21 protein-coding genes and 3 pseudogenes are annotated in these 26,718 nt (G+C 53.0%); 13 read left to right on the top strand and 11 right to left on the bottom strand.

The genetic code is table 11. From position 1 onward, the window contains the following. Positions 1-126 precede the first annotated feature (126 nt). Both K3169_RS22885 and K3169_RS22880 read right to left on the bottom strand, forming a co-directional pair. Positions 127-1,482 carry an ATP-binding protein gene (locus K3169_RS22885; protein ID WP_231678046.1) on the bottom strand — a complete coding sequence of 452 codons (1,356 nt, stop codon included), beginning with the start codon at positions 1,480-1,482 and terminating at the stop codon, positions 127-129. Next, positions 1,479-2,189, bottom strand: coding sequence for a response regulator (locus K3169_RS22880; protein ID WP_027901720.1), 711 nt, complete (start codon positions 2,187-2,189; stop codon positions 1,479-1,481). Before K3169_RS22880 ends, K3169_RS22885 begins: the two co-directional genes overlap by 4 nt. A gap of 168 nt (positions 2,190-2,357) precedes the next feature. Between K3169_RS22880 and K3169_RS22875 the strand changes: the two genes are divergently transcribed. Both K3169_RS22875 and K3169_RS22870 read left to right on the top strand, forming a co-directional pair. Further along, complete coding sequence (locus tag K3169_RS22875; protein ID WP_263268150.1) at positions 2,358-3,146, top strand: VacJ family lipoprotein; 789 nt, start codon at positions 2,358-2,360, stop codon at positions 3,144-3,146. Beyond that, complete coding sequence (locus tag K3169_RS22870) at positions 3,136-3,372, top strand: hypothetical protein (RefSeq protein ID WP_231678048.1); 237 nt, start codon at positions 3,136-3,138, stop codon at positions 3,370-3,372. Before K3169_RS22875 ends, K3169_RS22870 begins: the two co-directional genes overlap by 11 nt. Positions 3,373-3,587: 215 nt before the next feature. Here the strand turns inward: K3169_RS22870 and K3169_RS29640 are convergent, their stop codons facing one another. Then, positions 3,588-3,923 (bottom strand): topoisomerase, encoded by a 336-nt coding sequence (locus K3169_RS29640; RefSeq protein WP_317633744.1) that lies wholly within the window; start codon positions 3,921-3,923, stop codon positions 3,588-3,590. Between the two features lie 103 nt (positions 3,924-4,026). After that, positions 4,027-4,801, bottom strand: a pseudogene (locus K3169_RS22860) (PDDEXK nuclease domain-containing protein). A gap of 399 nt (positions 4,802-5,200) precedes the next feature. Here K3169_RS22860 and K3169_RS22855 point away from each other — a divergent pair. From K3169_RS22855 to K3169_RS22845, 3 genes are all read left to right on the top strand, one after another. Then, positions 5,201-5,851 carry a glutathione S-transferase family protein gene (locus tag K3169_RS22855; RefSeq protein WP_263268147.1) on the top strand — a complete coding sequence of 217 codons (651 nt, stop codon included), beginning with the start codon at positions 5,201-5,203 and terminating at the stop codon, positions 5,849-5,851. Between the two features lie 156 nt (positions 5,852-6,007). Beyond that, on the top strand, positions 6,008-6,634 hold the full coding sequence (locus K3169_RS22850) for a phage holin family protein (protein ID WP_099270860.1): 627 nt from the start codon (positions 6,008-6,010) through the stop codon (positions 6,632-6,634). A gap of 147 nt (positions 6,635-6,781) precedes the next feature. Continuing rightward, positions 6,782-7,072: a hypothetical protein gene (locus K3169_RS22845; protein ID WP_099270668.1), complete on the top strand. Its 291-nt coding sequence runs from the start codon at positions 6,782-6,784 to the stop codon at positions 7,070-7,072. A gap of 302 nt (positions 7,073-7,374) precedes the next feature. On the opposite strand, the gene K3169_RS22840 is transcribed toward K3169_RS22845, so the two are convergent. After that, the gene (locus tag K3169_RS22840) at positions 7,375-8,994 is read right to left on the bottom strand and encodes a methyl-accepting chemotaxis protein (RefSeq protein ID WP_263268145.1); all 1,620 of its coding nucleotides are present in this window, start codon (positions 8,992-8,994) and stop codon (positions 7,375-7,377) included. Between the two features lie 328 nt (positions 8,995-9,322). Between K3169_RS22840 and K3169_RS22835 the strand changes: the two genes are divergently transcribed. The 3 genes and pseudogenes from K3169_RS22835 to K3169_RS29875 all read left to right on the top strand — a co-directional run. Further along, positions 9,323-9,784 carry a hypothetical protein gene (locus K3169_RS22835; protein ID WP_411567060.1) on the top strand — a complete coding sequence of 154 codons (462 nt, stop codon included), beginning with the start codon at positions 9,323-9,325 and terminating at the stop codon, positions 9,782-9,784. A 487-nt stretch (positions 9,785-10,271) separates the two neighbouring features. Then, positions 10,272-11,327: pseudogene (locus K3169_RS29635) on the top strand (PAS domain-containing protein); the annotation flags it as partial. Beyond that, positions 11,316-11,600 (top strand): annotated as a pseudogene (locus K3169_RS29875) (methyl-accepting chemotaxis protein); the annotation flags it as partial. The pseudogenes K3169_RS29635 and K3169_RS29875, both read left to right, overlap by 12 nt. 108 nt (positions 11,601-11,708) lie before the next feature. Here K3169_RS29875 and K3169_RS22820 read toward each other — a convergent pair. Further along, complete coding sequence (locus K3169_RS22820; protein ID WP_263268141.1) at positions 11,709-12,263, bottom strand: Bro-N domain-containing protein; 555 nt, start codon at positions 12,261-12,263, stop codon at positions 11,709-11,711. 848 nt (positions 12,264-13,111) lie between these two features. Here K3169_RS22820 and K3169_RS22815 point away from each other — a divergent pair. Further along, entirely contained in the window at positions 13,112-14,848 is a 1,737-nt protein-coding gene (locus K3169_RS22815) for a DUF262 domain-containing protein (protein ID WP_263268139.1), read from the top strand. Between the two features lie 354 nt (positions 14,849-15,202). Here the strand turns inward: K3169_RS22815 and K3169_RS22810 are convergent, their stop codons facing one another. Beyond that, positions 15,203-16,264 carry a hypothetical protein gene (locus K3169_RS22810; protein WP_263268137.1) on the bottom strand — a complete coding sequence of 354 codons (1,062 nt, stop codon included), beginning with the start codon at positions 16,262-16,264 and terminating at the stop codon, positions 15,203-15,205. Between the two features lie 483 nt (positions 16,265-16,747). On the opposite strand from K3169_RS22810, the gene K3169_RS22805 reads away from it, so the two are divergent. Further along, positions 16,748-20,632: a hypothetical protein gene (locus K3169_RS22805; RefSeq protein WP_263268135.1), complete on the top strand. Its 3,885-nt coding sequence runs from the start codon at positions 16,748-16,750 to the stop codon at positions 20,630-20,632. Positions 20,633-20,740: 108 nt separating this feature from the next. Here K3169_RS22805 and K3169_RS22800 read toward each other — a convergent pair whose 3' ends face one another. The 4 genes from K3169_RS22800 to K3169_RS22785 all read right to left on the bottom strand — a co-directional run bounded on the left by K3169_RS22800 (position 20,741) and on the right by K3169_RS22785 (position 24,523). Further along, positions 20,741-21,457 carry an HNH endonuclease gene (locus K3169_RS22800; protein ID WP_263268133.1) on the bottom strand — a complete coding sequence of 239 codons (717 nt, stop codon included), beginning with the start codon at positions 21,455-21,457 and terminating at the stop codon, positions 20,741-20,743. A gap of 1,151 nt (positions 21,458-22,608) precedes the next feature. After that, entirely contained in the window at positions 22,609-23,238 is a 630-nt protein-coding gene (locus K3169_RS22795; RefSeq protein ID WP_263268131.1) for an Imm43 family immunity protein, read from the bottom strand. A gap of 61 nt (positions 23,239-23,299) precedes the next feature. After that, positions 23,300-23,878, bottom strand: a complete 579-nt coding sequence (locus K3169_RS22790; protein ID WP_263268129.1) for a hypothetical protein — start codon at positions 23,876-23,878, stop codon at positions 23,300-23,302. A gap of 282 nt (positions 23,879-24,160) precedes the next feature. After that, entirely contained in the window at positions 24,161-24,523 is a 363-nt protein-coding gene (locus tag K3169_RS22785; protein ID WP_263268128.1) for a hypothetical protein, read from the bottom strand. A 541-nt stretch (positions 24,524-25,064) separates the two neighbouring features. Here K3169_RS22785 and K3169_RS22780 point away from each other — a divergent pair. From K3169_RS22780 to K3169_RS22770, 3 genes are all read left to right on the top strand, one after another. Next, positions 25,065-25,556 carry a GNAT family N-acetyltransferase gene (locus K3169_RS22780; protein ID WP_263268127.1) on the top strand — a complete coding sequence of 164 codons (492 nt, stop codon included), beginning with the start codon at positions 25,065-25,067 and terminating at the stop codon, positions 25,554-25,556. A gap of 169 nt (positions 25,557-25,725) precedes the next feature. Further along, positions 25,726-26,130, top strand: a complete 405-nt coding sequence (locus K3169_RS22775) for a DUF6896 domain-containing protein (RefSeq protein WP_263268125.1) — start codon at positions 25,726-25,728, stop codon at positions 26,128-26,130. A 207-nt stretch (positions 26,131-26,337) separates the two neighbouring features. After that, complete coding sequence (locus tag K3169_RS22770) at positions 26,338-26,691, top strand: hypothetical protein (protein ID WP_263268123.1); 354 nt, start codon at positions 26,338-26,340, stop codon at positions 26,689-26,691. Positions 26,692-26,718: the final 27 nt, after the last annotated feature.

Genomic DNA, 26,718 nt, shown 5'->3' with positions numbered 1-26,718 from the left:
AGTGCGGCAAACGGGGAATTGTAGGAGCGCGCTTGCCCGCGATAACGTTAGCGCAGCCGATATATTTATCGACTGATAAACCGAATCGCGGGCAAGCGCGCTCCTACAAAATCACCTACAGATATTTCAATCCACCGGCAACGCCACACTCACTTCCAACCCGCCACTGCGCCGGTTACGCAACGTCAGCGAGCCGCCATGCTCAAGCACCGTGGCTCGTGCTGCTGATAACCCCAACCCCACACCGCCAGTGTTTTTGTTGCGCGAGCCTTCGATGCGAAAGAACGGCGCAAACACCTGCTCATGCAGCTCGGGAGCAATTCCCGGCCCGCGATCCTGCACCAGGATTTCGACCCAGCCAGCGCGTGAATCGAGTTGCACGCAGGCCTTGTGTCCGTACTTCACGGCGTTGTCGATCAGATTGACCAGCGCTCGTTTGATGCCAATCGGCCGTCCCTCAAATACAAAACGACTGGCCCCCACGAACTGCACTTCAACGCCCGCATCCTTGAAATCATCGACTATCGTCAGCAGCAGCTCCGCCAGATCAAACGCCGTGGCCGGTTCAAGCCGTGCATCGTCGCGGAAGAACTCCAGCGCAGAATTGACCATCGTCTGCATTTCATCCACGTCCCGGAACAGCTTGGTTTGCTGCTCAGTGTCCTCAATGAACTCCCCGCGCAAGCGCATCCGGGTCAGTGGGGCACGAAGGTCGTGGGAGATGGCGGCAAGCATCTGCGTGCGGTCATTGAGGAAATGCTGGATCTGCGCCTGCATGGCGTTGAACGCGAGGATCGCCTGACGAATTTCATGGGGGCCGAGTACCGGAATCGGCGGTGCGCGAAAGTCTTTACCAAACCGCCTGGCCCCTTCGGCAAAGCGTTCAAGGGGTGTCGCCAGGTGTCGAGTTGCAATCAGCGCCACCACGATGGTCGACAACAGGACCAAAACGATGACGACCAGATTACGCATAAACGGATCAAACCCCCATTTGCGCGTGGCCACGGATAACTGCACCCATGAGCCATCGCCCAACTGGATCACCAGTGCATAAGGTCGCCCAACCTGGTCCGAGCCCCAGTCCCTCGGCTCATAGGCCTCGATAACGGCATTGGGCATTTCCAGTAAGTCACGTAAAAACTGCTGACCGTCTTCGAAGCCAGGGTCGGTGGTATTCGGCAAATTCGCATCTTCGCGACGGGCCAACCACTGCACGTCGAACACCTTGTCGCTGGCCGCCACGGCAATGCTTTTGCGCTGCTCCAAAGGCGCAGCGTTAATGATGCGAGTGATGGTCGCCGCTTTTTCCATCAAACCGGTTTCCAGAATCGGCGGTCGAGCCCAGACACCTGCCAGCAGCGTAAAGGCGCCATTCAGGGCCAGCGATGTGAGCATCGCCAGCATGGTCGTCAGGGCAATCCAGCGTGCGACCGTGTCATGGGGGCGATTGAATCGGGTGCGCAATGCCGACAAAAAACTCATCGCTTCACCACGGACGGACTGAACAGATAACCGCCATTGCGTATCGTGCGAATCATCGGCTCACTGTGAATATCGGCCTCCAGCTTGCGCCGCAGACGGCTGACCTGCACATCAACGCTGCGATCAAACGCGTCGTAAGCCTCGCCACGCGCCATGTCCAGCAACTGCTGACGGGTGAGAATGCGCCGCGGATGCTCGGCAAACACCAGCAGCAATTCGAATTCCCCGGTGGAGAGCGGGATCATGACTTTTTCCGGCGAGCGCAACTCGCGCCGCGTGACATCCAGCTGCCAGTTGGCGAACTCCAGAATCGAGCGCGAAGGCTCGTTCGAGACCGTCGCCGCTTCCCCTACACGCCTGAGCACCGCACGCACCCGCGCCAGCAACTCCCGGGCGTCGAACGGCTTGGTCAGGTAATCGTCTGCGCCTAACTCCAGGCCAACGACCCTGTCACTCAATTCGCCCATGGCCGTCAGCATGATCACCGCAACCGTGTGCCTGGCACGCAACTGCTGACAGAGCACCAGGCCGCTTTCGCCGGGCAGCATCACGTCGAGGATGATCAGGTCTGGCAAACGCCGCTCGACCGCCCGCCACAGCGCCGGGCCATCGGTCGCCACTTCGACGCTGTAGCCGTGTTGCTCAAGGAATTTCTGCAGAAGGGCGAGGACTTCAACGTCATCGTCGACCAGTAATAAATGGCTCACAGTGGGCTCGCTGCCGGAGTGGATTCGCAACGCCTATCTAAAATCATTCCTGACGCTACGTCATATATTTCAACTCGGTAATAAAGCGACGGGCAGGCAATAAAACGGAAATCTTCAGGCAAAAAACCGCAGGCAGGATCAGCGCCAGTCCTTCCGAGATCACCTTGCATGCCAACTCTCAAAAGTGCTTCGCCCATTGCCCGCTTTACCTTCGCCGGTTTCGTCGTTGTGCTCGCCAGTGGTTGCGCCAGCGCACCGTCAACACCGGTTGGCCCTTGCGACAACGTCAGCTACACCCTTCATGACCCGGCAGAACCGGTCAACCGCGGTATCTTCGCGTTCAACCGCACCGTCGACGATTACGCCATCGCCCCGGTGGCCCGCGGTTATCGTCACATGCCGGACTTCTTCCAGGCTGGCGTGCACAACTTCGTCGCCAACTTCGGCGAACCGAAGGTGTTCATCAACGACCTGCTGCAAGGAAATGGCGAGCGTTCGGTCGCCACCTTCGGCCGCTTCGTGATCAACACCACGGTGGGTATCGTCGGCTTGATCGATGTTTCTGGAAAGATGGGCATCGAGCGCCATAAGTCAGACTTCGGCCAGACCTTCGGCGTATGGAACATCGCTAACGGGCCAATCGTCGAGCTGCCATTGCTTGGCACCGGCAACCTGCGTGACGCGACTGGTAAGGTGCTGAGCTTCGTGGTCGATCCGTTGGGCAGCAACAGCGACACCGTGCAGACCTTGGGCACCATCAATACCGTGGGCGGAATAGTCGATGGCCGCGCTGAAGCCTTGCCGTTCACCGACCAACTGCGCAAACAACCGGATTATTACGTGGCCCTGCGTGACACCGTGGCCCAGAAACGCGCCAACTTCGTGGTTGAAGGTAAATCAGGCAAGGTTGTCCCAGCCCCTTCAACCTGCCCAGGTGGTGAACCCGATGATGAATAAAAGCGAAGCACTGGTGCTGCACCGCCGGACCCGTACCCCCAATCCAGCGTCATTGCACAGCCGCGAAATCGAACTGCGCCTGACCGAGGACGGCCTTCATGTAACGCTTAGCCGCTACCTCGAACTCTACGGCGATGAACACGACGCCTGGTGCAGCGTCCGCCACCACAGCGTGCCGCTGAAAAACATGATTCGGTGGATTATCAGTAATGGGGTTGAGGGGTAGGGACAATGTCCCTGACTCTGCTCAGGAGACCTGTGTGAGCGAATTCATTCGCGAAAGCGTTGTGTCAGACCCAGGTGTTTTTCAGGGCGGCCCCCTTCGCGAATGAATTCGCTCCTACTGGAATTTTATTTCAACTCAGGCAATTGCGGATTGCTTGATCAATTTTTTATCTGAAGACGCTCTTCTGGAAACGCATCCATCCGGAAATGCAAAGCTCACTTAACCTTCATCGGCGCAAAGATCGCCCGAATTCCGCGGCACTTGGGATAATCCCCGCACCCCCAGAAATTCCCCCCGGCATTGGCCCCAGTGCGCGCCACTTTCATCACCATCACTTTCTTGCAATGCGGACACGCAGGGGCTTTCGGTTCGGCTACCGCCTTGGGCACTGCTTTGGGTTTGGCCTTTCTGACCTTCGGTTTGACGGGCTCAACGGGCGGCGCATCGGGTAACGTCTCCTCAACCACCTGCGACTCGACCACAGGCTCACGCTTGCCTTGGAACCGGACGAAAACACGAGCGAGCAACGTGTTGAGTCGAGAGAGTTTCACAGTGATAAACCTGATGGGTCAGAAGCGGGCAGGGCGCAGACTTTACCGCAAACGAAAATCTGTAGGACTGGTTTTAGCCGGGGCCTGCATAAATGCATCCACCTCAGGCGCCATCACAACCCTGGGTATTTAACGTATAAAACTCATGCAGCTTTGCCTGCAAAAACTGTTTGTCAGGCAATCGGGTTTGATACTCCGCGACCATGGCCGGAGACAGGGAGCGGTTCAGCGCGTACTCCACCACTTCATCCTCTTTGCTCGCACAGAGCAGCACACCGATTGCCGGGTTCTCGTGATGTTTGCGCTCGTCGCGATCAAGGGCTTCAAGATAAAAACCAAGCTTGCCCAAATACTCCGGCTCGAAACGTCCCACCTTCAACTCAAAAGCGACAAGGCAGTTCAGTCCTCGATGGAAAAACAGTAAATCCAGCGCGAAGTCCCGGTTGCCCACCTGTATCGGATATTGTGAGCCGACAAAACAAAAGTCCCGCCCGAGTTCACTGAGGAAATCTTTAAGCCGCTGCACTAATCCGCGGTGCAAATCGGCCTCACCATGCCTACCCGGTAAATCCAGAAACTCCAACATATAGGCGTCTTTGAACACGCTGAGTGCACCGGGATGAATTTGTGACACCACTGGTGTCACTTTTGCCGGGCTGACTCCTGGCCAAATAGGTCGCCAGTTGGGTCACTACGCCTTCACCCCATTCCGCCTTCTCGATCTTGTCGCTGATGTAAGCCCCCACTTGCCAGTACAGCTGGATCATCTGAGTGTTGACGGTCTGCAGCGTGGTTTGTCTGGCCGAATTGATCAGTTGCGCTATCTCAGCGAAACCGCTTTCAAGAGGGCCATCGATAGACGCGACTTGCTTGCTCATTTCAGATGTCCTGCGGGCGAAAAGGGAGGGCAAGATAGGAGGCGAAACGCAGGCTGTCGAACGACCAAAAAACGCTCACATACGGGTGTTTGGTCACATCCCGAAGGTGTGAGACTCTCAGAAACTGCCATGGATAAAGGCTTATAGCTTGGTCACCAACCGCGACCTACAGCAAATCAGGAAACACCCTACAGCGTCCTCAAACGATGCTGATAAATAAACCATCCCGTTCTAGCCTACAGCGAGGACAGTTCACCAGCGCTAGCGCGACTTAACCTTCCTCGCATGCATCAACCCACATCTATCAAGGTAAGCTACCAAATCGCAACGCTGACCATCACCAAACCAAACCAGAACCACCCGCGACGCTCGTTCGAACCGATCAATAAAGGAGGCTGCATGCTGCAAGTCTGGGGAAGACGCTCATCGTTCAATGTTCAGAAAGTCATGTGGCTCATCGGTGAACTGGATCTGCCTCACCAGCATATTCCGGCAGGTGGCGCATTTGGCCTCAAAGACACTCCCGAATTCCTGGCCATGAACCCTCACGGCCGAGTGCCGGTTATCAGGGACAGCGATGGGACAGTGGTCTGGGAATCCCACAGCATTCTCAGGTATCTGGCAGCACGATACGGTGGGCCCGAGTTCTGGAGCGATGACCCGGCGCGTCGCTCGCAGATCGACCGGTGGATGGACTGGTCTCAGACAACGCTGCAACCCGAGTTCCTGACCGGCGTGTTCTGGGGATTTTACAGAACCCCCGAAGCCCAGCGGGACGTTAAAGCTATCGAAAGAAATGTGGCGCTGTGTGCGCAATATTTTCAGCTACTCAATCAAGTTCTGAGTGAGCAGGACTTCCTCGCCGGGCAACACCTGACGTTGGCAGACATACCCGCGGGCACCCACCTCTACCGCTATTTCAATCTGGATATCCCCCGTCCTGATATTCCCCACGTCGAGGCCTGGTATCGGCGGCTGCAAATGAGTCCGGCCTATCGGCAACACGTCATGATTCCTTTTGACGATCTATTTGGCCGGCTGGATTATTAACCGAGGCTGTTGCAGCGAGCAGACTTGTTCGATACGTACAGCCCAGTCAGCGCACAAGCCTCACAGCGCGAGTAACTGCTCAGGGTTGAGTGGTATTTCTCCGTTGACCCATCTAGCGTGTCCTTAGCGCCCAACATGAAAAAGGAGGACATGCTGATGTCCGATGGCAACAACATCACCATTGGTTCAATCTACCAAGGCGACGGTAACGGTAACCACATCCACGTCTCCCAAAATCAGACTGTCGAGCGTGGCCCTGTCCGCTTTGTCATCGATCCCGAGAGCATGCAGAGGCTAAGCCGCGCGAGCGTCAAAAAAGGTGCCTGGTATTTTGCAGGCTCTGTACCGGCGTTCTTGCTCTCTGTCATGTCCATATTTGCCGATGCGACGGGGATCTTTTCCTACTTCAACCTTGGCTGGAAAATCCTCGCCTGGACCATCGCCATCGTCGGCATGTTCGGCCTCATGTTTTACATAACCAAACTCAAGATTGCCCTGCAGAGAATTCCTGAAGGAGAGGCGCGTTTCATTGACGGTCAGTGGGTCGAGCACGACGAAGCCGGTGATTACCTGCTGTACAGCAAAACCGCGCCCTGTAACTACGAAGGCTGCAAAGGCACTGTCCACATCGAAGCGCCGCCTCCTCGCGAGCAACATAATCACGACTACATCGGCGTGTGTGACATCGGCGGCAAACAACACACCTACCGCGTTGACTTCAACGGCATCGGCGAGCGCCAGTACTTCAACTGGGACCCCATCGATCCGCCAAAGCAACAATAAAGCCGCCCACACTGGCAGAGATTTGTCTCATCACTGCCGAGACAAATCTCTCAAATCAAAACATCCGAAAACAAAATGCGTAATGGCGCAGTGATGGCATGGTACAAGGTTGACAGGACATTTCGTCCCATCAGCTAAGGATTGGCCATGAGAAAGACAGGAATCACTTTCGTCGCGATGCTGGCATTGCTGTGCGCATTCTCGGTCTCCGCCAAGGACAGCAAAATCCCCGATTCAGCCATCGTCCAGCTGTTAATCGACGATTCCATCGCTTCCTATTCCGGCAACTGCCCATGCCCTTACAACGCCATGCGTAACGGCAGAAGCTGCGGCAAACGCAGCGCCTACAGCAAGCCGGGCGGATACGCGCCCCTGTGCTACAAAGAAGACGTCACCAAAGCAATGATTCAGGAATACCGCGAGCGCATGAAAGGCTAGCAACCACACAATCCTGTAGGAGCGCGCTTGCCCGCGATAAACGATAACGCGGTCTGCCTGCGAATCCGAAGTGCCTGCATCGCGGTCAAGCCTCGCACTCACAAGTGTGATGTCGATATTGGTGCAATGCTGTAGGACCGGCTTTAGCCGGGAGGGCAATGCCCCTGACGAAAGAAGTGGGTCGGATGTACCGACTTCCTCCCGGCTAAAGCCGGTCCTACAGAAAAGCTTTTAACTCAGCTGGTTATTTCATATTTGACGCGAGCCAGTCCCATTGGCTCGCATAGACCTGAGTGCACTACCTACACCACAAACCGGTTAACCAACTGGTTCAGGTTAACCGCCAGTTTCGACATCTCACCGCAGGCACTGGCCGTCTGGCTGGCCCCTGCAGCACTCTGGGTCGCCAGCTCGCGAATACTGACCAGATTGCGGTCAACCTCACGGGCCACATGGGATTGCTCTTCAGAGGCCGTCGCGATCAGCAGGTTACGTTCGTTGATCTGAACAATGGCCGTGGCGATTTGATCCAGCGAGGTACTGGCCTCCTGGGCGACGCCCAGTGATTCAGTCGCCAGATCCCTGCTCGTATTCATCGCCTTCACCGCCTGATCAGATTCGTTCTGAATGGCAGAGATCATTTGCTCGATTTCCTGAGTCGACACCTGCGTGCGATGGGCCAATGCCCTCACTTCGTCTGCAACCACCGCAAACCCACGACCTTGCTCGCCTGCTCGTGCTGCCTCGATCGCAGCGTTCAACGCCAACAGGTTGGTCTGCTCGGCAATTGCCCGAATGACCTCGACAACCTTACTGATGCCCTGAGCACGATCCGACAACCCTTGAATCTGCTCGCTCGTGTTTTCAACGTTACCGTTCAGCTTTTGAATGGACTTCAGCGTCTGAGCCACCCGCGCCTGACCGACCTCGGTATAACCCTGAGTACGCTTCGACTCTTCGGAAGCCGACTCCGCGTTGCGAGCAACCTCGTCAACGGCCGCGCTCATTTCAGTGACCGCTGTTGCCGCCTGATTGACCTCATCGTTCTGAGCAACAAGGCCGCGACTCGATTCCTCAGTGACTGCCGTCATCTCCTCTGACGCGGAGGCCAGTTGAGTGGATGAATCAGAGATCTGCATGATCGTGCTGCGCAGGTTCGTTTGCATCTGTGCGAGCGCTTTCAAAAGACGACCGGCTTCATCAGTGCCGCTGACCTGTACCTCTTTGGAGAGATCACTAGCCGCAATACGCTCAGCGACGGACAGGGCATCGTTGATGGGAGACGTGATGCTTTTCGTCAGCAGCAATGCCAATCCAACCGTCAGGACAACAACGCCCGCAATAATGCCCACAACCAGCCAGAGCCCGCTGTTGTAAAGATCGGTTGCGTTCTGCCCGGCCTGCGCTGCGCCTTCGTTGTTGAAGTTGGTCAGATCCTTGATCTGCTGCTCCATGCTATTGGTAAGAGGGCGGATGCCGGTACTCACCAGGCTCACCGCAGCCGCGATGTCTCCCTGCCGCATCAGTGGTTCCAGCAGATCCAATTGCTTGGAATATGCATCCGCGCTGGTTTTCACTGGTGTATAAAACGAGCGCTCTTTGTCGCTTGCGATGAGGGCATCGTATTGCGCCACAGCATCGTTGAACGCCTTACGGTAGCCAGGGAAGTGTTCAATAGTCTTTTGAATGGACTGAGGGTCAGCAAGGCCACGCTGTGTTTCGAGCCTCAAGCGAAGGACCGTAGAGTTCATCAAAGCCGTCTGTCGGATGCTGGCCATCCAGTTCAGTTCGACGTCTTTTTCGGCGTCCCTCAGCTTGCCCATCTGCACCACGGCAAACACGCCAAGCACAAAGACCAACGCAATAATCAACGCGAAAAACAAGGCCGCGCGGGGCGCTACGTTGAGATTTCTAAGACGCATACGAGATTCCTGTTTTTCGATCGAGAATTGAAGTTTTCAATACGCTATCGACTTAACATCGGAAACTTGAGAGGGGGGCGACAAAAGGAGAAGGGGCGTGACAGCCAGTGTCATAAGCGCAGCGTATGATCTCTCGCCCGCCGAAAAACTTAGGATTTTCAGTGGTTTGACCACCGGCTCCATCCGCTGAAGCTGTAAGGAACGCACTCGCGCACGCCGCGCCGTCAAGGTGCCACGCTGACACGGCTCGTCGTCCCGTTCAGGGATCGCGCGCTCCCAATGGCGATGAACCCAAGGACCAATTGTGGATATCAAAAAGGGATTCGCTATGCAAACACCCAAGCCTGTCAGTCCCAACGCCTTTTACAAAATCGGATTCTGGATACTTGCATTCGTCTTGATCACATCAGCCGCCATCCATTGGCTCGACGGCCCCGGTGATGCTGACGAAGTGGTCCTGAAGCGAGAACTGCCCGGTGGCGCCTGGCTCTACGCAACGCGCTACCTCGCGCCAGCAACGGATCTCGATATGCTTCGTTTCTACATAAAAAAGCCGCTACAGGGCGATGACGCAGAGATACTGCAGCAGTTGAATGAAAACAGCGGATTTATGATCACGGACAGCGCCCTGGAAGACGTCGCCATCCGTGACACCCAGAACGGCATAAATATCGAGCTACAGGGCGCGGTCTATCGATACTTCAGCAAACAGTACCTGACCCAGGGCGAAAAATTGACCAGTTACCGGATCACCCTGACGCAGCGAGATAACAGCGTGAGAGAAGAGTGAGGCGCGTCGCTAGGAGATTCCCCGTCGTCCATCTCTCCACTCTGTCTCGCGGCAAACATAGACCCCGGTCACTCCTACAGTAAAAAGCCTTCCAGATCCGATAGTTATATTTTGTTTGATGAGAGCCGCCCCGGTGTCACTGACACCGTGCTGTCGCGCAGCAAACATTGAACTGTTGGAGCGAGGCTTGCCCGCGAAGAACGATAGCGCGGTGCGTCTGACCTACCGAGTCGATTGGTTCGCGGGCAAGTCGGATTGCCGCCCACTCGCTCCAACAGCCCCCCGTTTATTCAGTGATTTATATTTTGTTTGATAGGAGCCACCCCGGCCGTCCCAGGTGTCGTCTGTTTGCCCCGAGACAGCGTGGTGTGAAAGACATCAGCAAGACGTCCATCACGGTAAGCGAGTTGTGCCTACGGATCTGCAAGGCTGGGAAAAATTTACAGCTTTGCCAAGACATGCCGACATAGTCGCCAAGGTGCCATGGATGCGGCCCGTCACGCTTACCGAGCCCTACAACATGTCCAATATCCCTTTTTTGCGCCGTGACCGTCATGCCCTCCAGCAGCTCCTCGCTGCGATCAAAAGCGGTCAGACTCCTGATGTCAAAGGTTGCCAAGAGGCAGCCGCAGTCCTTGACGCCTGGGGTGTTCTCGAATCATCGAATAGCGAGTCCCGGTCGCGCATAAACCAGCTTGAAAACGACCTCGAAGATGCCCGTGAATTGCTTCGCGAGTCAGCCGCTTCTGCCTCAGCCCATGACATCAGGTTCGACCTGGTAAATCTTGCCTCCAGTGAGGGGCTTTGGGATATGGAGGTTGTCGCTGGCGATCCCGTTAACCCCAAAAACCGCTTCTGGTGGTCGCAGCAATTCCGGAACCTGCTGGGCTTCAATGACGAACGCGATTTCCCGAATGTCCTGGCCAGTTGGGCAGATCGCCTGCATCCACAGGATAAACAAGCGACACTGGATGCCTTTGCGCGTCATCTCAACGACAAATCAGGGAACACGCCCTACAAGGTTAAAAACCGGCTCGCCATGAAGGATGGTTCCTATCGCTGGTTCCACGCTCAAGGCGAAACCCTTCGTGACGACCGAGGCATGCCGATCCGTGTTGCTGGCTCGCTACGTGATATTCACGACCAGTTGCAGCGCGATGCAGAACACGACGTCATCATCACCCGGTTTGAACTGGCCAGAGAAATGCTCTCCGATGGCTTGTGGGACATGGAAGTGATCGCTGGCGACCCCGTCAATGCGAAGAACCCTTTCTGGTGGTCCCCTCAGTTCCGACGGCTGCTGGGTTTTGAAACGGTTGAAGAGTTTCCTGATGTTCTGGACAGCTGGGCATCCAGGCTGCACCCGGAAGACAAGGAACGCAGCCTCAACGCGTTCGGCGCTCACCTGAATGACAAGTCGGGCAAGACCCCATTCGACATCGAGTACCGATTGAAGATGAAGAGTGGCGAATACCGTTGGTTCAGGGCTAGAGGCCAGACCCGGCGCGACCCGCACGGCGCTCCGCTTCGCGTGGTGGGTGCGCTCGTGGACATCCACCTGCAACACGAGCAGAAAGCCCTGCGAGACGCGGAAGTCAGGCATCAGCAAACGCTGGAAACCAGCCTGGCCCAGTTGTCGCAAATCGTGGGTACGATCCAAAGCATCGCGAGCCAGACCAACCTCTTGGCCCTCAACGCGGCTATTGAAGCTGCCCGAGCCGGAGAGGCCGGGCGCGGTTTCGCCGTTGTGGCCGACGAAGTTCGCAAGCTCGCAACCCGTACCACCGAAGCAACCGAACAAGCGGCCGGCATGATCGCTCGCTAAGCAGCAACGCTTCCGCTACGACAGGAGAAAGCTGGTCAGCTTTCTCCTGTCCCAACCTTGGATGCCCGTTGTCAGATCTGCAACGGGCATCGCAAGACGTCAACCCCGCCAAACCGCCCGCCACCAACCCAACCACCCCTTACCCCGCACCGAATCCTCCGGCAACTGCCCATGCGGCAACAGCCGCGGCATATCCCGCAACCTGATCCACGGCTCACTGCGCCAATTCAACAGACACACCGACAACTCCGGCCATTGCAGCAGGCTCAAACTCGGCGCGTTGTCATTGAGCGGCACACCATCCCGCACGCAAGGCACCACCTCATTAGTGATCCAGCGCCGCAACGCGCGCTTCTCCGCATGACAGTGATACACCAGCATCTCGTAGATACCCGACTCACTCACCATCAACTCCTCCTCAGCCCCGTAATGAGCGCCGAGCAACACCATACGACGCTGATCCTCATCCAGCTTGCGCGTCGTGCGCTCATTCAACGGCCAACTCATCAATCGACTGAAATCCCGGGCACAGAACCAGACCTGGGATTCCAGCAGGACCGTGCGCAGTGGGCGGTTGTGGCGGTGGAAGGTGGTGGGGGTGAGAGGTTCGGGGGTGGGTTGCCTGGGGGGCAATTGGGAATCGAGGTTTTGCATTGAGTGATCTCTACATTGTTAGCTTTGTGAGAGCCAAGGCGTCGGGAGTTAAGAAACCTCAATGTAGAAAAGGCCGGACGTATTTCCCTTGCGGGTCTTGTATTGGTCCACTCCCGACATAGCAGAGATTTTAGGACGCGCAGCCAGAGGCCGCAGGTACAAAAGCCGCATTTTATCGGGGGCGGGCAGGCCGCTACATTGAGTTTCTGGTGCGTTTCTTAGGCGCGGTGCAAGGGTAGGGTGCGATGGCGGGGTGGGCAAGGAGCAAAGCTGTAGGGCGTTTCTGAAAATGCATGATGTGTTGCGAAATTACGCTTCTCTTGAACACGTAAACGCAGGTGTAATAACCGCTTGCTGTCATTGCGCCTTACCGGGAGGTTTGACGATCAATCCCGTCGGATTGACCGGTAAGATTTGTGACCGTATAGGCAAAAAAGCTGCGCATGCTGGCTGTAATAACCGGCAGAAACCGGCCAGAAGCGGACGGTAGGTTAGGTGCCCCCCCCCTGAATTGCAGAGCTGTTTTTAGCCTATTTTTTCAGGTTGTGGCACTCTGGCTACACGCAGGTTCGTCCCTGAGTCTGAGTCGGCATTTCAGGCTAACCGTTCAGCTCATGCGGAACGTTTAGCCTGTCTAACGAGACAGGAGATTCGGTTGCCGGTGAGCCAATACGCAAAAACCCAGGCTAATCGCCTGATTAAAACTGATGTGACGACTATGGCTGCAAATCTACTTTAGGCTTAGGTATTTCAGAATTCCTTCCACCGGCTAAACCCTTGGCCATCGATGCTGCACATACACTTGTGGCAGCATGAGAAGTCGAGCTAAAACCAAAAAGGATTTTTTCATGCATGACGCTTCGCAGTTGCGAATCGAGGCCGCTCACAAAAAAATAGCGGAAGTCTTTTCCAAAGAGTATGCCTTTACTGTTCCCGCTTATCAGCGTCCGTATGCTTGGGAAACGACTCAAGCTGAGGAGTTGCTTGCGGACTTAAAGGACGCCATGACGCGAGACTCTGCGGCCGGGGGCTTTTACTTTTTGGGTAGCATCGTATTGGTGAAAACCCACGGCGCCCCTGCATCACGTGTAGTCGATGGTCAGCAGCGTCTGACCACCCTCACTCTCCTGTTCAGCGTCATTCGCGACCTGACGGAAGGAGCAGAGAAGAAAGCGCAGCGCGAAAGTTATATCAAGCAGGTAGCTAATGAGGATGAGGGCATCCCAGAGGCACTACGCCTGCAACTGCGGCAGAAAGATCAGGGCTTTTTTGAGACGCATATTCAGACACGCGGAGCGACTAACCAACTGCCGTCGTTGGACGGACTCACAGACTCAAAAGCACGTATCGTTGAAAACGCAAAGCTAATTCGCTATAGATTAGAGGCCATGGATGAAAAGGAGCGCGATGAGCTTTTGCGCTTTCTGCTGCAAAATTGTTATCTCGTGCTAGTTGAAGTCCCCTCCGATACTGCTGCGAGACGAATCTTTACCGTTCTCAACGCTCGCGGCCTCGACCTTTCGGCCACTGATATTCTTAAAGCGGATCTCTTGGAGCGAGCAGGCACCGACAAGGAGTCATCACTATCCCACCGCTGGGAGGAAGTTGAAGCAGCACTGGGCCGCGACAGATTCAGTGCTTTATTCACGCACATCCGCATGATCTACGAACGTGACAAACCTCGTTCCGCGCTTGAAAGCGGTTTTTCCGTGCATGTGCCAGCGTTTCGCGAAAATCCCGTTGGGTTCATTGACGCGGTGTTGGAGCCCTATGCTGACGCTCTGATGTTGGCAATGGATGATCAGAAGCTGCGCACGCGCTTCGGTGCGAAGAGCGCTGACTTAGTACGTTCCTTGGAGCGATTGGACAACCGAGATTGGTTGCCGCCCTTGCTGCTTTGTCTACGCAAGAGCAATGGTGGAGATGATATCGACGTTCCAGAGTTTGTCTTCCGGTTGGAAAGACTTGCCTATTTTCTCTTCTTGACCCGAGCCGATGTCAACGCACGGATGTCACGCTATGTCGATGTATTGGATGATCTCGACGTGCCGACGGCCCCCAAATTTCGATCGACCAATCGGGACCGCTCCAAAGGATTGGAAATTGAACATACTGAAGCCACGATGCTCTTCAAAGCGCTAGATGGTAATGTTTACCTTGTTCCCAAGATAGTCAAACCACTCTTACTTCGTTTGGAACAAGCCTCCACGGATGGCTCGGCCAATTACAACTATCCGGTTATTTCGGTTGAGCATATCTGCCCGCAAACAATCTCGTCTGGATCGCAGTGGGAGCAATGGTTCTCTGATACGGATGATCATGCGGCCTGGGTGCATAGCTTGGCAAACTTAGTCCTGCTCAATACGCGTAAAAATTCCGCAGCGCAGAACTACGACTTTGATCTAAAAAAGACCAAGTACTTTGCATCTGGTGACTCATGCGCATTCACTCTCACCAACGAAGTGCGCGGGTATTCTCAATGGACGCTCGAAGAGCTGGAGGTACGGAGGATCGAATTGCTTGAGCGATTGGCGAAGACCTGGCGCCTAGAACCGAATCTTGAGAGGTGGTGGGATGAGGATTGATGCTTAGCATTTAAATTAGGTGCGTCGAGGCTTTGTGAGTTAGGGGGCCTTCGACGCAGTGTTCACTGGAGAAGTAGACTTTGGCTCGCTAATGGTCCTAAAGCTCTGTGAGGAACATTCCAATTTTGGTGCTCAGCATCTGCGACTTCTGGTGATGCCCGCACCAGTATGGTTTCTCGCTTAAGCGAGTTTCTCTAAGTCGGGTTGCCACAATTTATCCGCGTGATCGAATATGCTGATTGCTATCAGCCAGCTCGTAGTCGGATGTCACACATTGATGCCATATGCACTCAAACACTGCTCCTGTGCTGCCGCACAGGAGCAGCCTAGAATAGAATTAATGAAAGTTTCCGCTTATTTCCCCTGTTCTATGAACTTCGTGATGAGCGCATCCATGTTCGACAGTCTATCATTTATACTATGGTCTATTGACTCAATGACATATTTAAGTTCGTCGCTCAAAATATTCATTCGCGATACAAGAGCTAAATCCAAATTTTCTATTTCAAGCAGTGCCAACCCTAGTGGGATGCCTAACCTTGGATTTAATTCTTCGAGAATCACATTTCCTAAGCCTTGGAATCTAGCCTGAGTTTCATAGATTTTCTGTGCTAGAAATTCTCTTGCTTGCTCAGCGCCAAACAGCGAGGTGTAGGCAGAAAAAAAAGAACTGAAAATTTCATCATCAACAGCTTCGACGGGGTTCACTTGGTCTAGTGTGTTTTTTTGATCAAAACAGTAGCAGCAAATCAGATAAGTCAAATAAGTGTATAAAAAGGCGCCTAGTGCCCCTGTTCTTTTTTTCATATTGCCATGATCTTGTAGATAACGAAACTGACAATAATACGCTACAGCTTCAGCTAAACTTTGATGACGATGCAGTGCGTTGTCATCTGCGGAAGCTTGCCTTGAATTAGTGAAATCAGCTGCGTGCCCCAGCTCGTGGCAGAGTAAATCGACAGAGCTGACCTGGTTGCTATCGATAGAGTAATAGATGTGGTGATTGTCCTGATTGCAGGATACGCACTCACCTTCAGTATAAGCACACTCATAACGCTCCAACCGGACTTCTTGCACGTTGGAGAGGTCGACCTCAGCGATACCACTCACGTAGCTAATGGCATCGCCAAAAGACGTATTTGTAATATCACTCAACCCATGCAAATCCATCTGAGCAAGTTTGCGTACATTCTGGCTCGACAAACTTATCAAATTATATATGCGAAAAATTGATTGGACTTCCCTTTGGGACCACTCAGTCCAATTCGGACAGTTTTCCAAAATCAAAGAGTTTATCTTGCCGCGAACATTATTTGCTTTGGCATCGTCACGCTTGTAATGGTTGCAATATTCAAGTTCTAATTGATAAAGATCTTCCCTGAACAATGAGTTGCGAAGGGGCGTAGTTTCTTTCATCTCTAATATCCTTATTTAGCCAACTTTGCGGATTCGATAAATTAATTAGGCTGCCACTCAAGAGACTGCACGCCCAAGAGCATGTGAATCATATCGACTTTGCTGTAGTCGGTCACTACAGCGTGCTTCAAGCAAGCGAGCACAAATTTGGAACGTTCGCTTCAGCTTCCGGCCAGAAGCGGACGCTCACACACTCCGCTCACGTCCGAATGCCAATGTACTGGATCACCTGATCGTGCTCGACATCTATACAGTGGCGGGTATAAACACCGAGGCCGACAATGAGGTGAGATCCAGCGAGAAATTTAGGCATGCGAGGTCTCCAGAAGATGTGCTTTAGGGGAAGCAGCAGAGAGTTCGTCCCATTCAGCGATGGCGGTGCGCTATCATCGGTAAAACACGTACCTCAGTGACACTGGGTATTAAGTGAAGACTATTTTGGCGGTTCCCCCGAACAGCCTTTCAGCGGTATAGGAGACAGGGATGTTCCGTCGTATAGCTCAGGCGCTTACTTCGAAGTGCGAGTACGTCAGCTCGCGAGTGAATCATGCGATGGGACAGTACAAACGCTACAGAAAAGCTGTTGAAAAAGCCGTAGCCGCCGCGCGCGAATACCTTGCTGTGCCCGGTGGTAAAAATGTCTTCGAGCCGCTAACGCCTGTACTTTTGGAGATGGATCGATCACAGCGTTACGAGAGTGAGCTGCTGAGCGCGCTTAGCAACGATCAGATTCGCAATATCGCGATTACTGGTGAGTACGGCGCCGGCAAAAGTAGCGTCATACGTACGTTTGTCGAACGTCACCCTGAGCTTACCTATGCATTTGTATCGCTGGCCGCGTTCGGCAAAGATCTAAACAAAGGCGGGGCAGGAAAGTCGGCCTCAACTGATGCTCCTGTCGCTCCCGCTGATTCCAACTCAAACACCACCGACCTCAAAGGCGCTGATAAAAAAACCGAGTCGGATATTTTGACGCGTATCGAGGAAACTATCGTTCAGCAACTGCTGTACGCGGTACCGTCAGATGAACTGCCGAAGAGCAGATTGAAGCGAATCATCCAGGCATCTACGTCGAGCATATGGGGGCGTACCTTTTTCTACGTGCTGATAATCGTAAGCGTACTGAGGCTTTACGTCCCGACAGTCGAGAAACTGCCAAAAATTGACCCAGCGTGGTTGGTCGAATGGCTTCTATGGATCCCTGGGTGGATGGCCGTTGTGGTGCTCGGGGGCGGTGGCATCTACATGTTGTTCTCGGCTCTGAAGCTGTTGTCCCTGTTCAGCATTGACGGCTTCACGATCAAGGGCGGAAAACTGGAAACGACACACCACGGCTCAGTGTTGCACAAGAATGTTGACGAAATCGTCTACTGCTTTGAACGCAGTAAGATCGATATCGTGGTCATCGAGGATCTCGACAGATTCGGAATTCACGACGTTTTCACGCGCCTGCGGGAAATCAATTTCATCATCAAGCAGTCCCCGCAGATCAAAAGACCGGTTTACTTCATCTATGCGCTTCGTGATGAACTGTTCGCCGTCGGTGAGAAAACAAAATTTTTTGACCTGATCATCCCGATAATCCCTGTGGTCAACTCAGAGAACTCTCGCGAGCAAATGTTCAAGATGCTTCGTGAGCGACAGTTCAATGGGGTCACGTTGGACGTTGGGCTTAATGAGACGTTGGTCGAAACCGTTTGTTATTTCATCGATGACATGCGGTTGATCAAGAATATCGTCAACGAATTCGACATGTTTTCCAGCATTCTCAGCGGCGGCTCCGGTCTAAAGCTTGATCCGAACAAGCTGTTTTCAATTATCGCGATTCGCAATCTGCATCCTGATGAATATGCACACTTGGTCAAACGACGTGGCGCCATTTACGAGACCATCCAAGGATTCAGCGAGTGGCGATTCCAGCAGTCCAAACAGGCTGAAGATGCCTACCAGGCGTTGCGGGAAAAGCGTGAAAAGCGGGTACAGGAAATCGCTGGAAGTGTGGCTGAGCTGCGGGCGTACGTATGGCTAGAACTGGTTAAAAAATCCGACATTGCGGCAACCCATGTTTGGATGCCAAGTGGCAGTAAATTTTCGTTGACCGACTTTGTTAAGGATGATGTTTTTGAGTCGATTTTTTCTCAGAGCACTAATTTAACAATGGCCATCATCGATAGGTACGGGGATGCAGTTCAGAGGGCAGCACCTTTTGACTCTGAGCAACTACTGACATCGACGTCATACCCAAAAAGGTTTGATCTGCTCCAACGAACCCTTGTTGACATAGATAATGAAATGGCCGAACACCGAATTGAGGCAAGCCGAATTAATCACCAAACCTTCCGGGCAGCAGCCAAAAAAAACTACGGCGATGTCATCTCTCAAAAGCTGAACGGCTTGGACATTGTCGTGTACCTGATGCGCCACGGACACTTCGATACCGATTACACGGATTACTTCGGCTACTTCTACGCAGGGTCCCTCACATCCGAAGACAAAAACCTGATCCTGGAATTAAGACGTGGTGTTTCCGTTGATGTCGCGACTGTAATCAATGCCCCGAAAAAGGCCGTGGAAAAGCTGGATATAGATGATCTGAGCGATGGCAGGGGCATCATTGTCGCCCTGATTGAGTACCTTTCTGGCTGTCCATACAACGATCCTGGCATGAGCCATGAGCGCAGTAAGCTCGCGACTATTCTCAAGAGTGGGCTGGAAGGGCACTTGGGCAGAATGGCGCAAGCGACCGAATTTTTGATATCAACCGCGACATCACCGAAGTTCATTCAATCTGTTTTTGCTCTGGAGCCTGGATTGTTCCGCGCGTTATTGAACGCTGAGCGATTCGAATCAACTTTACTGAGGCAAGCCCTGATCAGTGCACTCATGGATGGATTAGAGATTGCACAGCTCCGAAGGCTTGATTCGGCGCCGGACATGAACATCTGTGATGCCATTGCGAGTCTCCAAGACGTCTCGCGCTTGATGCCTGGACTTGAAGCGGGAGGTAAAGGCTGGCCTTGGCTTAGAGAGCTGCCGGTGCGTTTCTCAGAGTTAGGTAATGGAATCGTCCTGGACGACCTCAAGAAGCTGATCGAATGGGGTTGTGTTGAGGTAAATCTGAACCTGCTCACGCTGATTTGCCAAAAAGGCGAATCCGCTCATGCAAGTAAAGCCGATCTCAGTGAAAACATCATTTCCTATCGTCGACTGCAGGCCCTTCAGATTGAGGGGCTGAATGAACTTCTCCTTGAGTCTGCGGAGGGGTTTGCAATCACACTTTTAGCCCAAATTGGCACGCTGGATGAGTCGGCGGGCTCCCTCATAGAACTGTTATGGGCCATCTTGGAAGAGACGGACGAGTCCGATGCCGTGGTTCAACTGTTCGATCGAACGACATGCACATTCGACCGGCTTGAAGACACGACCCCATCGTTGTGGGCGCAAATACTCCAGTCTGATCGGGTGAAAGTGAAGGTCGGCGCGGTGTGGACATTCTTCAAAGACATACTCGTACCCGCTTTGGAGCATAATGGTTGCGAAACCTTGGATATGGAGGCTTTCGCAAGCTTTATCCAGCTTCATGGTAAGGAGCTAAAAGGGGAACTCTGGGGCCTCCATACCTCCCTGCATCAAGAGCTGCAGAGGTACTTAATCGCCCCAACAGGGTTATCTAACGAAACGCTTGAAGTGCTGTTCGCAGATATCGTCTTGAGCGATACATTGATCCTCAAAGGACTGGAATCGAGGGAGCGTTGGGAGATGCTCGCAACCGCCCCCTTTCTGGCGTACAGCCCTGAGATCCGTGAGTGCATCAGGACTTTCAGTGCAGATCTGGAAGTTCCTTATCTCGCGGCACATTGGGTTGAGGCGCGCGACCATATAGATCTAACTAAACTGTCGCTCAGTATGGCAGTGGCACTCAGTAAAAGCGGTGCGCTTGATCTAAATGAAAAGATCCAAATGTGGACGGCGTTACCGAGTGAAGTCTTCGACACCGACAATGAGGCCGTCAAAGAGGTCGCTGAAACCTGCCGCCTCGCTAATCGACACTCGGTAAGCTTTCCTTCAGCGTTTATCCCTGCACTCAAGAAGTTTGCAAGCGCGGAGGGGCTTACCTCAGCTCAGCGCTCTGAAGTTCTGATCCAATGCTTGCCATCGTGCAGTTGGGCAGAGGCATCCCTGTTTCTTGGTATGTTGACTGATGTCGGTTTCACAAAGCTTTCACCGAATGTCAAAAAAATCCAGGTGCCTAAAACCGATCTCAACATGAGGCTGGTCAACGCTCTTAAAACGAAAGGCTTCGTTCAGACCGTAGTGGAAGAAGACGCTGTCATCAGCGCTACCTCCAAGCCTAAAGGCATGATCTGACCTGCCGCTGGCTCACTGAATCGGCGCTGATTTTTTAGACTCCCTCGAGAGGCTGCTGCTGGCCGTTTGCAGCCTGTCATGAAGCGCAGCAGCCGGCCTATCTATCGATCAGATGAAAAGAAAACGCTTGGCGTCTTCGATTGAAAGCCATTGCTTTCTCTTTGCTATCGCCCGGTGAAGCAGTCGATGACAGTTTGCACACAGCAGAGCCATATCCTTCACCTTCGTTTTTGTCTCGCCAACCACACTGAGCGGAATAATATGGTGGCACTCAAACATTGAATTTCTCAGGGCTGGGTCAATTTTGCTTCCATCTGTTGCGCATAGGTCACACGACATTCCACCCTGTTTTAGGCGCAAGTCAATTAACTCCTTTCGGAGCTTGGCGCTACGTTCACGCCGAATATGAACCTTGGTTGCAGACTTGCCCTCCGAAAATTCCACCTCATCCTCTGGCAGCGGAAGTCCATCGATAATAGCGATGCTTTGGCGAATAAGGCTGCCAAGCTCAAGTGTCCGTGATGGATTATCTCCAAGTTCCTCCCAAACTTCTCGGTCTACCTTTGACGTATTTTTAAGCCCGGATCCGATAGCTACACTGCGAAGATTTTGCAGTTTAAATGCTACGCCGTCGGGATTTCGAAAGGACGGTTGGCGTGCTGCATTGCTGTGGTGAGGAAATTGTCTTAACAGGTCAGATAGTTTACGTACTCTATGATCTGTGGGGCCAGGAATCTGACCTGAACAGGACTGATAGAGCTCAAGCGCTAGTATGACTTCGTCACGTGTCCAATTAGGGTTTCCGTGACCTTTAGTTACGGCCATTCCTAATCTCCCAACTTGAAGAGATGCGACGCCTGACTAGTAGCTGCATGCTGTTGAGCTGCTAGGTTTCCTCGGTTCGGCATGATGTCGCCGACCTGTCCCTCGCCTGCGTAGGAATAAACCCCGTGTACGTCTACCTCGTCTGTGTATCCAGACTGCTCACCTGATTCTCCTGAAATGAGAAATATCACCGGTGCTTTATTGGATGGTGCGATGTCGCTCTGGGAGCTTCCGCCGAAAGGGCCATGGTTTTCACCCAGGCCCCCTTCGATCGCTTTTCTCTCAACTGCTGGGATCGCCACTGCGTCGTCCTTGTAGGAAAAATCTCCTACAACTGTACGAAATGGACGAGGCTTATGGCTACTACGAAAAGCGCTATGGTGAGAAAAACTGAACACGAATCTTCCGCCAATAAAAATGGCCGCCTTCGGCTACCTTAATCTCGGCGTCCCAAATTCATTAACTGAGCCAATAGCTCATCTTCCTGAGCCGTCCACGTACGACGGCGCACGTTAATAGCGGACTCGTCTCAACGGACTCTATCAGTGAAGTCGGCCCTTCCAGTTCACAGGCCCGAGCGCGGGAGGGGAATTGCATTCCCACTCAGAGCTGCGAAGCACAACGTCTCTAAATTCTTAGCTCGAATGAGCTACCCGATCAGCCGCTAATGACTAGAAAACTAGGCAAAAGGCTGTATTCATTCCAATAGTGCCTAGAAATAAGGACAAAAGTTGATCTTCGTTCAGTGGCATTTCAGGCCGTAATTTCTCTTCATCGGAGTTACGAGGCACAGGTAAACCACAACCTAAACTTAGCCAGGGACGCCGCATGGATACGTGGCCAATCGGTTCCTCGGCTACTGACGAGTAGACGCTCATGAAGACGTCGGAATTGATCACGCTTGGGGGATGGTGTTGCGGTTGTCAGTGTTTTCTCCGAGGCCATAGGAATCGATTTCCACGCTGGCCTGACCGGGAGGCTAACGAGCCTGGCGGGCTTTGACGCCCGACAAAGTCAGCAGATCGCGTGGCAGGATGAGTTGACGGCCATTGGGATGCTCGATGCCAAACACGCCATGGTATGGGGCCATTGTTTCTGGGGGATACCGGGTACAGCACCACCATGAGAGCACCTGCCCAGAGAGTAAGCCTTCACTCTGGAATTTCGTTCCACGGATCGTACCGATACTCTTCATCCAGAGAAACGAAACGTGTGCCTTTCAAACCGCACCGAGCCGCCTCGTCTACAAATTGTTTACTGCACACCAACTCCATTAACTCAGAACACCAGAAAATATCTGCTTCTATATTGTCTTTGGTTATGAATTCACTTATCCAATTGTAGCAATTTGCTCTTGGGTAGAATTTGTTGGTCGTTGGTTTCCCGCTCTCCATATCTAGTTCCAGGCTGTATTCAGATTTGGATTCATCAAGCAGTGATTCCCACTGGGCGCTCAAAAAATAGAAATAGTCCTTGTTCGTCTCTGCGCCATTTGCAAGATATACCTTTACCGGCACTGAGCGATATTTCGCTCCTAATGCATCGCAAACATTTAGAAATTGCTGTGAGACAAGTCGTGTAGGAGAGCCGGAATAGTCCAGATCTAGAATCTTCACGTCTTTATCCGTTACCCTGAATTCATGGTCTTTTGTAATTGTAAATTTATAGGGGTAGGGGTCGTATATTGTCCATTCCCAGTCGGCGTTTGCCACACCTTCCAGAAATATCGGGCAGCCCTCATCATCGCTTTCATACTCAAGTACGTAAAAATTTGCGCTCATCACATCAGTTTCCCAGCGATAGTCTTAAAGGCATATTTTTCATTTTCGAACCCTCGCTCACTTAAATAAGGCGAGAGTCTGATCTCGGTTCTACTGTTCGATTAAATGCTTCTGCTATCGTGTGTAACTGGATATCGAAACCATACAAGGTTTCCCCGTTTTCGTCACGTGTATGGACGCCCGCAATGCTCCCTTTGTACTTGCCAATGGGTACGGGGATTTTCTTCCATCCTGTGTACGTTTCCCACTCCCAAAACACTGCCATGTCTGCCAGGTACAAATCATCACAGACGTCTAAGTAAAAATGTTTGTCTTCAAACAATACTTTCCTGTCATCAGGCTCTAAAGTCTCATCAATAAAAAAGCGAATGCGATAGCCACCGTCGTCAATGCCCATGATAGGCCACGCCCAACCAAGGTTTAAAATTTCATCGCCTTTATTCGTGGAGGTGAAGGCTTCAAGAATATTTTGCCCATCCTCTATCGCCCCTCCGAATAAGTCCATCAAGCGCGGGTAGACAAATAACACAGCGCCATTGAAGTCGACGTCGATATCGCACTCGTAGATCACTTGCAACCTCCCTTGATAACGGCTGTTTTTTCCTACACTGATGTAGGCCTTGATTTTTGATGCCCTCATGGCCAAAAACGCCCGCTCAGGTAAGCAGACGTTCCGTCGTTAATTTATCGATTTTCTCTCAAGCAGCTCCTTTCCAAGGCGTTTCCCCGCATCACAGGCCAGCTCTCGCACAGCTAGCAGCAGCTTTCGCATTATCTACAGGTTCGATAAGGCAAATGAAGGACAGCTGTATCATAGGGGGAACCGTTGTGTTCATGTCAGGCAGGTATTTCAACAGAAACCGGGGCTTTTTGGGATGTCCTTAACTCTTATCGAAAAAACACAGCAAAGGCGGAGGTTTGCTCATTTTTCTGATTTAAAAAACGATGAGCCTGAAGCTTCCGCTGCGCTATAGTATAACGCTCCAGGAGGTAGCAAAACTTTCATGAACAAGAGACTTCGAGCCTCCCTAATACGCTGGGAATTTTTTTGCGGAATATTAATGTTTTCCGCATTGGCAATAACAATCATTGGCTCGGTTATTTTCTTAAAGCCGGAAGCTGCTGGTGGGCCCATGAGCGGCTTAGGCAATGGGCTTTTTTTTCTTATATGGGTATTTGGCCTCGCAGGTACGGTCATATGCTTCATTGGAAATGCCATGGGGAAAATAATAATGGCGATGATTGGTTTCGGTTGGTCTTCATTGTCATCAATAGGGGGCTTCATAGCCCACAGATGCGGTGAGAACGATCTGTGTTCTTATGACACGAGCCAACATGTTTGGCTGGCTGGGATATGCCTGGTTATCCTCGCCTCGCTACTTCTCTATGACAAGAAAAAGGAAATAATCGCCCCCGCTGGCAAAACCCTTATAAAAGTACTTGCACGTTCAATGGTCGCTGTGTGGGCATGTGTTCTATTGCTTACTCTTGCAACACTCAACAAGCCACTCCCTCTACGAATTGACCGAGCGGCCCACCCGACGACAGAACAATTTGGTAACCGGGGAGGGTATACAGACAATCCTTAGCCGTGACATTTTTTGGCGATGACTTCGTCCGTGGCAGGAATGCGCAGATCATAAGTCATCCGGGCGATGTGGACTGTGGAGTGACTCCGCGTGGTTGCCATGCGCTCAGTGAACATCGATATGTCCAGCCCATACGGGCAGTCAAGCGGCCGCTGTATGGCGCGCTTTCATTCAATCTGTGTCTAACAATCTCCCCTTGACCGCTCTAGCATCGGACGCTCCGCTCAGGTGTATGCGATGAAAGAGATCCCCGGCAACATCGATTTTTCAGGCTTGACGGCCCGTCGACTAGTACCCGATGACCTTGAGATGATTTGTGTGCACCGTGAAGCGATGTTCCTTGAGGCGGGAAAAGATCCATCGGTGTTGCGGGTGATGACTGAGCACTTCCGGCCCTGGTTGCAGCAGCGCCTGTTCGATGGCCGCTACTACGGTTTTGCGCTCATGGACGCCGAGCAGCCTGTGGCGGCGGTAGGTCTGATGTGTATCGACTGGCCACCTCATCCGTCCCATCCGACCCTGGATCAGCGCGGCTATGTGCTGAACGTTTTCGTCGAATCCTCTCATCGACGCCGGGGCCTGGCTTCAGCCCTGATGAGGTTGGCTGAAGCCGAGTTTGCTCAACGTGGAATGAATTTCGCCATACTGCACGCGACCATGGTCGGCAAGCCGGTGTATGAAGGGTTGGGTTGGGCGGCTACTTCCGAGATGGCGAAAGCACTTTCGTGACGGTCTGTCTCGGGAGCAGGGTCGCCGCTTTCGGTCGTTGATGAAAGGCTGCTTCGGGGCGGTGAAAACATCGCCAGCCGCGGATGCTGTGCCGAGGCGATGAATCCGATGTTTACCCGGATCAGCGCGCGTATGGCACCCACCCGTTTGTTTATAAAAGCGAGACCGTATGAATAACCAACTCGCCATTTTGATCAGCGACTACAAGGCATGCGTTGCTGCCGCAGTGGACCTGATGCAAAGGTCTGGCATCCCGCGGCCCTCGACTAATACGGATTGGGTCTTTAATGACATTCCTCAGCGCGGAGAGCTGGAAGGCGGTGTTCGTTACTTCAAGCACGGCTATGGCTGCGCGGTTAGCCTCCCCACCGGTACAGTAGATTTTGACTTCGGCGCTCATGGTGAGATCGGTGGCTTCGACGCATGGCGGCTTGCTGGTTTTGCCGGCGACAGGTTGTCGGAGTACGGTTTTGCTGATGAGGCTGCAATCACAGCGTGCATCGAAGCAGGAGTGGCGGCAGGCTCTCTCGTTTATTCCGGGTACATTCTTTATTACGTAGCGGATGACGCCTGATAATTCCTGTCTCGGTCCAGATTCACATACCAGACCGAGGCATTTGTAGGACTGGCTTTAGCCGGGAGAGGGCCGGTACATTCGGGACATAGCTTCCGTCAGGAATAATGTCCTCCCGGCTAAAGCCGGTCCTACGGGTACACTTGTGACCCACACTCACCTTGGTCTTGCCAACGTTCAGCGCTGAAGGGCCGTCGGAGTACATTTATGAGCGACATCGAAATCCTCTCCCTGTCTCCCGACAGTCGCTATCAAGTCCAGGCGACCCCGTGTGAGGCAGGCAACTCGCATTGGCTGTTCCCGCCGCAAATCATCGATACCCAAAACGGCACCGAGGTGTTTAGCTTCAAGGATCCTCTGTGGTCAGCAGACAGCAGCACTTGGCTAAGCCCGACCCGGGTCGAGCTCAGGCTGCGCAAGTACCCCGGCCATCGAGCACCTCTGGGGCTTGTGGTGATTATTGAATGTGCGCTGCGTACCGCCGAATATGGCGATGGCACGCACATCGAATTGGCCCGTCTGGAAAGCACCCTTGAGGGGATGCTCGACCTGCTGGGCTGAACTCACTTTCGTCAGCAAGGACCTGAA

The organism is Pseudomonas phytophila (assembly GCF_025643095.1).
In the GTDB taxonomy this organism is placed as follows: Bacteria; Pseudomonadota; Gammaproteobacteria; order Pseudomonadales; family Pseudomonadaceae; genus Aquipseudomonas; species Aquipseudomonas quasicaspiana.
The sequence above is the reverse complement of the archived record's forward strand: the minus strand, read 5'-3'. Positions and strand labels throughout refer to the sequence as shown.